The sequence below is a fragment of the Microcystis aeruginosa NIES-2549 genome (assembly GCF_000981785.2).
GTDB classification, from domain to species: domain Bacteria; phylum Cyanobacteriota; class Cyanobacteriia; order Cyanobacteriales; family Microcystaceae; genus Microcystis; species Microcystis aeruginosa_C.
Genome location: NZ_CP011304.1, coordinates 3755329 through 3767207, shown reverse-complemented (window position 1 = coordinate 3767207; position 11879 = coordinate 3755329). Strand labels below are relative to the sequence as shown.

The 11879-nt window shown below is 46.0% G+C and carries 7 protein-coding genes and 1 pseudogene; 6 read left to right on the top strand and 2 right to left on the bottom strand.

The window, feature by feature from the left end; translation table 11 throughout:
- The first annotated feature begins 24 nt into the window (after positions 1-24).
- The 3 genes from myaer_RS18525 (at position 25) to myaer_RS18515 (ending at position 7207) form a co-directional block, all read left to right on the top strand.
- Positions 25-735: a bluetail domain-containing putative surface protein gene (locus myaer_RS18525; protein ID WP_046663158.1), complete on the top strand. Its 711-nt coding sequence runs from the start codon at positions 25-27 to the stop codon at positions 733-735.
- A gap of 182 nt (positions 736-917) precedes the next feature.
- Entirely contained in the window at positions 918-1574 is a 657-nt protein-coding gene (locus tag myaer_RS18520; protein WP_046663157.1) for a PEP-CTERM sorting domain-containing protein, read from the top strand.
- A gap of 254 nt (positions 1575-1828) precedes the next feature.
- Positions 1829-7207: a TIGR03032 family protein gene (locus tag myaer_RS18515; protein ID WP_066030130.1), complete on the top strand. Its 5379-nt coding sequence runs from the start codon at positions 1829-1831 to the stop codon at positions 7205-7207.
- 280 nt (positions 7208-7487) lie between these two features.
- Here the strand turns inward: myaer_RS18515 and ilvB are convergent, their stop codons facing one another.
- Positions 7488-9341, bottom strand: a complete 1854-nt coding sequence (ilvB, locus tag myaer_RS18510; protein WP_046663156.1) for a biosynthetic-type acetolactate synthase large subunit — start codon at positions 9339-9341, stop codon at positions 7488-7490.
- Between the two features lie 270 nt (positions 9342-9611).
- Between ilvB and bioD the strand changes: the two genes are divergently transcribed.
- From bioD to myaer_RS22155, 3 genes and pseudogenes are all read left to right on the top strand, one after another.
- On the top strand, positions 9612-10274 hold the full coding sequence (bioD, locus tag myaer_RS18505) for a dethiobiotin synthase (protein WP_046663155.1): 663 nt from the start codon (positions 9612-9614) through the stop codon (positions 10272-10274).
- Between the two features lie 216 nt (positions 10275-10490).
- Positions 10491-10730, top strand: a complete 240-nt coding sequence (locus myaer_RS18500; RefSeq protein WP_268807334.1) for a UPF0175 family protein — start codon at positions 10491-10493, stop codon at positions 10728-10730.
- Positions 10727-11211 (top strand): annotated as a pseudogene (locus myaer_RS22155) (DUF3368 domain-containing protein). Before myaer_RS18500 ends, myaer_RS22155 begins: the two are co-directional and overlap by 4 nt.
- 195 nt (positions 11212-11406) lie before the next feature.
- Here myaer_RS22155 and myaer_RS18480 read toward each other — a convergent pair.
- A complete protein-coding gene (locus myaer_RS18480) occupies positions 11407-11748 on the bottom strand; it encodes a DUF760 domain-containing protein (RefSeq protein WP_046663153.1) in 342 nt (113 codons plus the stop codon).
- Between the last annotated feature and the right edge of the window lie 131 nt (positions 11749-11879).

Below are 11879 nucleotides of genomic sequence, written 5' to 3'. Positions count from 1 at the left end.
TGTGATGTAAGGAGTTCAGCCAGCTTGTCCCCCTGTCAGCTTTCCGGGACAATCACTGTTCCGGTTCAAGGCGATACAGACGTAGAGCCTGACGAAACCCTCACCTTGATCCTGAGTAATCCGGTGGGAACAACCATTTCATCGGGAAGCATAACAGGCAAGATCATCAATGACGATAATACAACTGGGGCGATTACTTTTACGGGAACTTCAGGCAAAGATAACCTCTCAGGTAATCTGGCGGCACCACCGACGACTGTCCCCGATGAAGTATTTCGAGGATTGGGGGGAGATGATAACCTATTTGGCTACTTCGGCACCAATACTTTTGAAGGGGGGCCTGGTGCTGATAACCTCCTGGGTTATAGCGGAAAGGACACCTTCTTTTATCCCAACTTCAGCGATTCCCTGCTTAACTCGATGGATACTATTTCTCGCTTTAATTCGACCGAGGGCGATCGCCTGCAATTATCCTCCCTCCCCAGTAAACTCTCCTACGCCGGCGTGATAACCGCAACCAGTTTAAGCAATGCCACAAGTCAGGCTTATGCTGCTGCCAATTTACAAGCCAATGAATCACTTTTATTCAGGTATGGCTCCTCCTACTACCTATCGGTAAATGATGGAACAGCCGCCTTTAATGGTACAGCAGATCTGCTGGTCAAGTTTGGCTCGTTATTGAATGCTCCTACTACTGCTGGCACCTTAAATGTCAATCATTACTTCACAATTTAAGGGGTAATTTCATCGGCGTTGCTGAATCAAGGTATGAATGCCAACCTTGCACCCATCGAAAAGTTAGTTTGGGTCTAGGTTTTAAAAATTCCACAAGAGAAGATTCATATCTCAAATCAGCAACGCCATTTCATCAACCACTAATTCATCAGTCTTTCGCCAATTAATTAATCGCAAAACCAATGAATACTTCCTTCGTTTCTCGTCTAAAGCCTTCCAGGAGTTTTCTCCTAGCAACTGTCGCCACTGCTGCGGTTGTCGGGTTTCATTCCCCTGCCTTAGCTCTTGGATTCGCTGGCATATTTGCTCCAGGGAATTTTACTCTCAATAACAGTGATGCTGATGGCTCAGTAGATACCACTAATGCCGCAAGTGGAACTGTAGTTTTGACTGGTGGAAATGATGAGAGTTTGGCATCTGGAACTACCAACTGGATAGCAGGCCCCATTACTCAGGGAGGGACAGTTTCTTTTGCTTGGACCTTTGCTGGTGAAAACGTTCCTTATACACCAGGCGCGGCGGGCGATCGCGGGGGTTACATTATCAATAACACTCCCACTTATTTAGGGTTCCAAAACGGCGATAATTACCATGTCTCTTCCTTGTCTCTGACGGCGGGACAAACTTTTGGTTTTATTGTCGAAACCGACAACAACACCGGCGGGCCTGGGGTTTTAACGATTACTAATTTTAACTTCACCCCTGAGCAGATTCCCGAACCCCCTGAGCAGATTCCCGAACCCTCAACTATTCTTGGTACTGGCGTGGTTTTAGTCGCTCTCCCGATTCTTAAAAAAAAGCATGGCAAAAGGAATAAGAAACAAAACAAGGATGCTTAGAAAGTCAGTCTAACTAGAAATTCAAACCTGCATTCCTCAGTCTGTTCCTTGAGAGCCTGGCGCAGCTTTCGTTGCGCCAGGGTATAGACCATCAAGGTGAGGGATTACGCCTACTGAATCGCCGCTTGGGTCAAGTCGTAACCAGACTATGACTGAACCCAGCGCTTCCGAACAAGAATTCTGGCGAGAAATTTGTCAACTGGAGGAGGAAACAGTGCTCCCGTCCTGGGAGTTTCGTAAGTCATGTATTTTTTATGGATTTAAAAATTGAATGCTCACCGAATTTGGGAGCTTGGTTACAACAAGAAAAAATTAGTGTTGCTTTCACGACTTACCAAACTAATCGACTGATTATGTTGGGAAGTTATGAAGATGGGCGCATTACGCTACAGGAACGTTTGTTCGACAAACCGATGGGACTGTATGCTGATTCCACTTCTCTCTACATGAGTACCCGCTATCAAATTTGGACTCTGGAAAACCGCCTCGTACCGGGAGAAACTTTTCAAGACGGCGATCGCCTTTATGTACCGAGTTCAGCCTACACCACGGGGAATGTAAATGTCCATGATGTGGCACTAGATGGAGAAGGAAAACTAATATTTGTTAATACTGATTTTAGTTGTCTCGCTGAACTCAAAACTGGATATAGTTTTAACCCGATTTGGCAACCGCCGTTTATTTCTGAGCTGCGGGCGGAAGACCGCTGTCATTTAAACGGATTGGCGTTGGTAGAAGGACAGCCAATTTATCTGAGCGCTTGCAGTGGGACTAATCAGGGAGCCGGTTGGCGAAATTGTCGTCAGGATGGCGGCATTTTACTCCATCTTCCCAGTAACGAAATTATCATGCGGGGACTGTCAATGCCCCACTCTCCCCGTTTTTATCGAGATAAACTCTGGGTGCTAAATTCGGGTTCAGGAGAATTGGGTTATATTGAAGCGGAAAAATTTTATCCCATCACCTTTTGTTCGGCTTTTGTGCGAGGGCTTGCCTTTTGGAAAAACTATGCCTTTGTCGGACTTTCTAAGTTACGGTCGGCGGTGTTTAGCGGTCTAGTGTTGGAAGAACGCCTTCTAGCAACGGGACATAAGGCTCTGTGCGGTCTAATGGTAGTGGATTTAAATACCGGAGAAATTGTCCACTCTCTGATTTTTAACGACACTATTGAAGAATTATTCGATGTGGTGGTCTTACCCGGGGTGATACGACCGAAGTTATTGGGTTTACAAAATGAAGATATTGAACGTTTGGTCTGTTTCCCGGAAAGTCAGGGGTTAATGGTGACAAGACCAACGGTTAAGCGTCCCAGTCTTGGACCGAAAGCACCCATCGCTGGCGTACCAGAGGCGACTACTTCCCCATCGGAAGCCACAACGATGCTTGCTAAAGGGGAAGAGGAAGCCTGGAACCGACTGGACCTGCCTCTCAATGCTGCGATTAATTTCCAACGGGTCTATCACCTTAATCCTGAAAGCCTCGCCCCTTATGATGGGATCATGTTCCCGAGTTTGCAGGTCCGCTGGAAAAATCAGTCCCCCAAGGGGGAAATTGTCGGTGTATCTGCTGCGCTTGAGGGAGATTTACTCGGTTTTGTGATTGGTGAATACTCGCCAGATGGTACAGCAGAAATCATTTCTTTATTTGTCGAGCCGTCTTACCGTCACCAAGGGATTGCTACCCGTTTAGTGAGTGTGTTGGAAAAGGATTGCTGGGATGCTGGGATAAAGACTCTCCGCGTTTTCTATACCCCTAGCCGCTGGACGAGTGCGGCTTTAGAACCCCTTCTCAAGGGGCGAGGCTGGAAGATTGATGCTTGGGGTAATCAGATGTTGGCCACCAAAGGTCATCCTGATTTGCGAGAGCAAGCGTCACAGGAGAAGGCTGATCCTTTGCTCAAAGTTCAAATAAAAAGCCTGTTTGAGGAGGCGAAACAACGGGTAGCGCTTCAGGATTATTCAGGGGCGATCGCCTGCTATCAATCAGCGCTACAAATACTTCCCAATTACGCCCCAACCTATTGCAATTTGGGGAGTTTGTGGCAACTTGAGGGGAAATTATCAGAAGCGATTCAAGCTTTTCAACGGGCGTTAGAAATTAAACCAGATTTGATAACTGCTTATGACAATCTGGGGACAATCTACGCCCAGATTCAGGACTATCCCCATAGCGAAATTTCTCTATCTGATCGAATTGTTCTGCTGACCATCTTGACGGCTGGCTATTTAGAATTTGGCTTTTATGCTCAGTCCCAACAGTATTTTTCTGCCCTAGAAGAACTCCTCTTAAAGCCGGAGCTAGACTTACAAGAAAAAGCAGCCCAAAAACTTTACCAATATCTCCTCTTTAGTTTGCCCTACTTGCGAGACGATCCGGCTGCTAATAGTCGCCTTAGTCAACTGATTAGCCAAGCTTACCATCAGCACTGTCTTGATTTTTTTCCGGTCTCTAGTTCTCCTCAAAATAGTGGGGAATTAGAAGAGAAAACGAGGAATGATGGATTACGCATCGGCGTTATTTCCCAGCATTTTCGACGACATTCTGTCGGTTGGTGTTGTCGCAGTATTCTTCAAGGCTGGGCGCAGTTAACCCCCTATCTTTTCTTGTACCAAACTGGTGTTGCTGCGACTGATGATCTGACGCATTCTTTTCAACATACAGGGGCAAAGTTTAGCGATCTTTCTCAGCAAACACCGCAAGAAATTCTAGAAAAACTTAGGGCTGATCGGCTCGATATTTTGATTGACCTTGATTCTTTAATGAATTTTAAGCACGCTTTACTTTTGGCCCAACGACCAGCGCCGGTGGTGGTGTCCTGGTTAGGTTGCGAGCCGCCTTATATTTCTGAGAAAAATTATTACCTCTGCGATCGCCGTACCCACCCGCCAGAGTTACAACAATACTATCAAGAACAATTACTTTATCTATCTGAGACTGGTATAGCGATCGAAGATTTTCCGGTACTAGCATTTGAGCGTGAGACATTGCGTCAGAATTTACAAATTGAACCAGATACGGTGGTTTATCTTTCGGTGAAACCGGGGAAAAAACTGACCCGCGATTTGGTGAAATCTCAGGTGGCGATTCTCAAACAAGTACCTAACAGTATTTTGCTCCACAAAGGCTATAGTTATCGGCATACAATCTATCAAGAAGAGTGCGAAAAAGCTGGGGTTGATCCCCAACGCTGTCGTTGGTTAGAACGCCCAAAATTAGAGGAAGAACATCGCCTATTTTACTATGTTGGTGATGTGGGTTTAGACAGTTATCCTTACAATGGCGGGAGCCACAATTTAGAGTTTCTTTGGTTTAATGTACCGTTAGTTACTCGCTGCGGAAAACAGGCGGTATCTCGTTTTGGCTATTCGTTCCTGCAAAATTTGGGAATTGATGAAGGTGTCGCCTACAGTTGGGAAGAATATATTGAGTGGGGAGTGCGATACGGGACTGATTCTGAACTTCGCCAACAAATTCGAGAACGCTTACAGCAATCGAAACAAACCGACCATCAAGCGACCTTATGGCAACCCCAAAGATTTGCCCAAGAATCTTACCAACTGTTTCAGGAATTACTGAACAAAACTCTTGCAAGTGTTTCCCAAGAAGAGCCATCTAATTTGACACTTGCAAAGGCGGATGAGAAAGTTGATCTTTCCCTTAAATTTCAACTAAAAACTATTTTTAAGGAGGCGAAACAACGGGTAGCACTTCAGGATTATTCAGGGGCGATCGCCCTCTATCAATCAGCGCTCCAACTACTTCCCAATTACGCTCCAACCTATTGCAATTTAGGGAGTTTGTGGCAACTGGAGGGGAATTTACCAGAGGCAATTGAAGCTTTTCAAAAAGCGATTCAACTGCAACCGAATTTATTAGTAGCTTATCAGAATTTGGGAGGATTGTATAGCAATGAACACCGCTATCAAGAAGCAATCCAACTTTTGCAGCAGGGATTAATTTACCTTCCTTGCGCTTCTTTGCATTTGGCGCTGGGGGATCTCTATCGGCAATTGGGAGATATTGCGGCAGCGATGGAATATTACCGAGAAGCAATCCGTCTGGATGAAAATTATATCGCCGCCTACCAGAATTTAGGGGGATTGCTAATGAGCGTTAATAATATCACCGGGGCAAAATTCTGTTTTAAGAAAGCATTAGATCTCAACCCCGAAATCCCAGGTATTTATCGCAATCTTGGAGAAATTTATGAAGCGGAAGGCAATCCGAATAAGGGGTTAGAGTGTTTTAATTATGCTTTAACTCTGGAACCGGATAATTTGAATGTGCTATATCGGCGAGAACATCTTCAAGTTGCTCTTTGCGATTGGGACGACTATGACCAACGGATGTCGGCGCTTTTAGCGCGGCTCGAGAACTATCTTCAAACCCAGGAAAACGCGGCCCTACCTCCCCTTTCTCTTAACAGTTTTCCCGCTTCTCTCACTCTCCACCGGGACTTTAACCGTCACTGGGCAAAAAGTATCGAGGCGCGGATGGTAGAGTCGAAGCGCCGCTTAGGGTTTATTTTCCCGCGAGAAACACCGTCTAAACTACGGATTGGCTATCTCTCCGCCGATTTTCGCAACCATGCTGTCGGCTTTTTAATTCGGGAGCTTTTTGCATACCATAACCGCGATCAATTTGAGGTATATGCCTATTCCCTGTCGAATACGACTGATGAGATTACGGAGCAGATTCGGTCCGGGTGTGACCACTATGAAACAATCGCCCCCCTGAGCGTGGAAGCCGCCGCCGAGAAAATCCACAGTGATGGCATTCATATCCTAATCGACCTCTGTGGTTATACGAATCTCTGTCGTCCCGAAATTCTCGCACTTCAACCGGCTCCCCTGCAACTCCACTATCTGGGTTATCCTGATACCCTTGGTGCAGATTTTATCCCCTACATCCTGGGCGATCGCTTTTTAATTCCCCCAGATTTGGCGGAATATTACAGGGAAACTTTAGTGGAATTACCCCACGTTTTTGTTACTACTCCTTTGTCTTTTTCTGAACCACCGCCATCGCGGTCGGAACTGGGATTACCAGACGAGGGATTTGTCTATGCTTGTTTTAATCGCACTGATAAATGGTCGCCTGAACTCTTTGCTTGCTGGCTCAAGATTTTGCAAGCTGTACCCAACGCTGTGCTGTGGTTGGCGGAGTCTTCTGAGGATATTTCCCAAACCCTGCGAACAAAAGCGAAAACCGCAGGCGTTGACCCAGAGCGTCTTGTCTTTTTAGTTAAGCGTTCGCCATGGGAATTCATCTCTGTGTGTCGGCAGGCAGATTTGTTTTTAGATACGTTTCTGTATAATGGCGGAGCGACTTCTGTTTGCGCCATTCAAGCTGGCGTTCCTTTACTGACTTGTCCTGGAGATACTTTTGCTTCGCGAATGGGGATGAGTATTTGCCACGCTGCTGGTTTAGAATCTTTTGTCTGTGAAAGTAGGGAATCCTATCAAGTCCAAGCAATTTATTGGGGGACCCACTGGGAGGAACTGCGCCAATTCACTCAGCAATGGCAGCAAAAACAGGGAGATTTACCACTATTTCAAACGGCCACCTGGATTAAAGCAATGGAAACTCAGTTAATGAATCTTTGGCAAAACCAAATAAGGAACTGTATTTAGGGTTTGCTGAATAAGTTTTTCGTGGGGGTAGGGTGTGGGGTGTGGGGTGTAGGGTTTTACCGATTTTCATCTGGTCAATTACCTAATTTTCAGGGAAAAAGTCCCTAAACTTCCCCCCCCCGATCACCCCAAGGTCTGGCACTTTTTGATTGACAAAAAGTCTAAAATTCCTATCCAACAAGGTTTTTAGATTTATTCAGCAAACCCTAAAGAGTAGAGAAAAAGCGAAAAACCTCCGTTATCCTGAACGGAGGCTAGATAATTGATTAACAATGTTTGGCTACAATTTCGCCCCACATTCAGGACAGAATTTATTATTCACACTGTTAACCGCGCCACAACTGGGACAATTGAGCATTTCACAACTTCTGGTGACAATTTTCGGTAAACCAATCATACGCGCATTACTTTGACCGGGGGCAACCATGGGATAACAATTTTCGTCCTTAGTCACGATCGCATTGACCAAAACTGGACCATCATGGGCCAACATTTCGGCAATTTTTGCGGCTAATTCCTCTCGATGGCGAATAGTAATCCCTTTAATGCCGTAAGCTTGGGCTAACAGTTCCACATCTGGCATTCCCACTTCCATATTGGAATTAGAATAACGTTCCCCATAGAAAGCTTCTTGCCATTGACGTACCATACCCTGCCAACCATTATTAATAATAATCGTCTTGGCATGAATATTAAACTGGGTTAGGGTGCCTAATTCCTGTAGATTCATCTGGAAACTGGCATCACCACTAATACAAATGACCTCCTCATCGGCAATGGCCACCTTGGCCCCCATAGCAGCCGGTAAACCGAAACCCATTGTCCCCAATCCCGCGCTAGAAATCCAACGTCGGGGACCATTTTTGAGGAATTGGGCTGCCCACATCTGATGCTGGCCCACATCAGTGGTGTAGTAGGCGTGGGGTGCTTGACGGCCCACCTCAACGATCACTTCTTGGGGGGAAAGTCTGCCTTCCGGTCGGGGTACTTGCAGGGGATAATCTTGACGCCAGCGCTCGATCTGGGCTAACCAAGCTTGGGTGCGCTCGGGATTAGTGGGATAATCAAATTCTCTGGCTTTGTGGAGTATTTGTTCTAAAACTACCCGCACATCCCCGACAATCGGCACATCAGGGGCGCGATTTTTGCCCACTTCGGCGGGGTCGATGTCCACATGGATTACCTTAGCTTTCGAGGCGAATTCGTCCAATTTCCCCGTTACTCGGTCATCAAAACGAGCGCCGACGGCAATTAATAAATCACACCCGGTCACGGCAAAATTAGCGTAGGCGGTGCCGTGCATTCCTAACATTCCCACCGAGAGGGGATGATGTTCATCAAAAGCACCGATCCCCATTAACGTGGTGGTGACGGGTAACTGAAAACGCTCGGCAAACTCGGCGATTTGGGCGTGGGCATTCGCTGCGATCGCGCCTCCGCCAACGTACAGTAAAGGTTTTTCGGCGGTTTCCAAGAGGTGTAAGGCGGCCTCGATTTGACGGCGATTGCCCTTAACCGTGGGACGATAGCCGGTTAGTTTCACATCTCCCGGTTCGACGGGGATATAATCGCATAGTTCTAAACCGACATCTTTGGGAATATCGACTAAAACCGGTCCTGGTCGTCCTGTACTGGCGATGTGGAAGGCCTCAGCGACGATTCTCGCTACTTCGCTGGCATTTCTAGCCACATAGGAATGTTTAACAATCGGGAGAGTAATACCATAAATATCGGTTTCCTGGAAAGCATCGGAACCGATGGCCGCCCGACTCACCTGACCGGTGATAATCACCATCGGGATGGAGTCCATGTGTGCGTTAGCGATGCCTGTCACCAAATTGGTCGCCCCGGGGCCGGAAGTACCGAAACAGACTCCCACTTTGCCGGTGGCCCTAGCGTAGGCATCGGCGGCATGGGCGGCCGCTTGTTCGTGGCGCACTAAAATATGTTGTAATTCTCCCCGTTCTTCAAAGCGGTAGAGTTCGTCATAGATGGGCAGGATCGCACCACCGGGATAACCGAAGATGTGCTTAACACCATGACGTTTGAGACTGTCCATCAAGGCATAAGCCCCAGAACAACGCTGGGGAACCGTTGTTAAAGAGTCATTGGGCTTGGGAAGTGATGAAACCACAGGGCAAACCGTCCAATTTTTAATGAGAGGGATAATTGCGATTCTGTTGCCTAGGATGCAACTTGAAAAATAGCAAAATTGATAACCTTATACTTTTAGTGTATTCTATCTCACCTTTTTGGCTGCAGTTTTTTTTCTTTTTGCATCTTATCCATGCAATATCTGGGAAGTGGGGAAGTGGAGTGTGGGGTGATGGGGAAGTGGGAAGTGGCAAGATAAGATAATAAATGCTGGTGATTTCACCTGATCTTGACTGAGCCTGGGAGTTTTATGAATAGTCTTTTGATTACGGCTACGGATACCGATGCGGGTAAAACCGTTGTCACCACTGCCTTAGTGGCTTATTGGCAAAAATACTATCCATGCAAGGCCCTGGGGTTGATGAAATTAATGCAAACGGGTCAAGGCGATCGAGAATGGTATGAGGGCTTATTTCAGGGTCAATTAGAAATGATTACACCGCTGCAATATCAAGCACCCTTAGCGCCTCCTGTGGCTGCTGATTTGGAAGGTCGAGATATTCCTTTGGGGACGGTGTGGCAAGCTCTGCTGAACCTACAAAAAAGCCAAGATTTGGTTTTAATTGAGGGTTTAGGGGGTTTAGGTTGTCCCGTCACCCACGAGCTAACTGTGGCGGATTTAGCGGCTCAATGGCGGTTAAAAACCCTTTTAGTGGTGCCGGTGAAATTGGGGGCGATTTCCCAAACGGTGGCTAATATTGCCCTAGCAGAGCAGAAAAAGGTCAATTTGGGCGGAATTATCCTTAATTGTCTCGAACCGCGCACGGAGACGGAAATAGAGCAGTTAACACCGATCGATTTAATTCAATCCTTGACTAATTGTCCGGTTTTAGGTGTTTTTCCCTTTATCGAAGATCGTCGGGATTTGGATACATTGGCCTCGGTGGTAGCTAGTTGGCCAGAAGTTATCTAAAGTCAAATTCCTAAGAGAGCCAAATAGGCTCTTCTCGACTTTGTGTGATCATCAATGCTTTGTCTCGTTCCAAGGTAGAACCTCTGGAAATGCGTTGCCAGGGAGATCCTAGCAACTAGGTAATAGTTATTTAATAAGCGAAAGTAAAAAAATAAACCCCCTCAAGATTGAATGAAGGGGGTTATGATATTATTCCAATAGGAAGGGGTAGATAGGATTGATATCTCCGATGAAATTCTTAGTGCAACACGCATGACTGAAGCTGAGATGAGGCAGGAAATTGCGGTCATGCTCTTTCAAAAAGAGAAGCTCACCCTGGCTCAAGCGAGTCGATTTGCAGGAATTAATCGTATTGCTTTTCAACACCTACTGGCAAATCGTCAAATTCCAGTACAATACGATGTCGAAGATTTTGAACAGGATATTAAGAACTTGCGGGAGATGGGCAGATTGTGATTATTGTCAGTGATACATCGCCTATCAACAATCTTGCCGCCATTAATCAACTTCATCTGCTACAACAACTTTACAAAATAGTTTTTATTCCTGAAGCAGTTTATCGAGAATTAACTAGGCCTGATTTTCCAGTAGCAGGTTCAATAGAGGTACAAACCTTAGATTGGATTCAAACTCGAACGGTAACTAACCGCACAGTGATTGAAGCTCTTGAGTCGTGAACTAGATAGGGAAGAAGCTGAGGCTATTGCTTTGGCACTTGAGTTGGAAGCAGAGCAAGTTTTGATTGATGAGCGTCGTGGTCGTAGGATTGCTGCTAGACTTAATCTTCGATACACAGGAATTCTGGGCATTTTAGTTGAGGCTGAAACCCTTGCTAGACGCTTTGATCAATCAAGCAGGATTTTGGGTTGCTGCACCTTTATACAGCAGTGTTCTACAGATTGTTGATGAAGGAAAAAATAAACCCCCTCAAGATTGATTGAAGTGGCATTTATGGTATTTTTAGAAGCAATTTAGCCTACTTTTGTGGTTTCTTTGTTGGTGGATTTAGAGGGTTTTAGTTTGCGCTTGAGGGTTGAAACTGCGCCGGATCCGAAGGTGATGATACTCAAACTGTTAAGTAGGGTCTGCTGAAAAAGTTTTTCAGCAGACCCTACTTAAATACCGCCCAACTTTAAACATCGCTAGAACCGCTCTGGAGAGTAGCGAGGGATTTTTCAAAATTCATTCTCTGTTCGGCATTGCGGAGAAAGTAACCACTCATCATTGCCGAGGCTAATAACCGGCCTAGATGTTCGCGACTGGTACTGATAGTGACACCGAAATGTTCAGAGGGAAGATTACCCAAAAGTCCGATAATGTTGCGTTCCATCACTTGAAAAACCTCTTGGGACTCCGGTTTCGAGAGTTGGGCGATTGTTTCCGGACTTAAGGTCTGGACATACTGCCACAAACTCTCGGAAAATTCACTATCGGTAGCAAATAAATTGTGAGGGCGATCGTTTTCTCTATACACCTTTGATCTCCTTAACTCAATTTTCTTAAATTATCCTTTTGGTTTTTCCAATGTAACAGTTTTTTGAGATAGTGGGGGTCGGCAGAACCGAACCTGAAGGTGATGGTAATCCCAAGCAGAAAACCCATCTC

Excerpts from the sequence above, each read along its gene's own strand:
- myaer_RS18520 (WP_046663157.1), top strand. The coding sequence starts at position 918 with ATGAATACTTCCTTCGTTTCTCGTCTAAAGCCTTCCAGGAGTTTTCTC.
- myaer_RS18515 (WP_066030130.1), top strand. The coding sequence starts at position 1,829 with ATGGATTTAAAAATTGAATGCTCACCGAATTTGGGAGCTTGGTTACAA.
- bioD (WP_046663155.1), top strand. The coding sequence starts at position 9,612 with ATGAATAGTCTTTTGATTACGGCTACGGATACCGATGCGGGTAAAACC.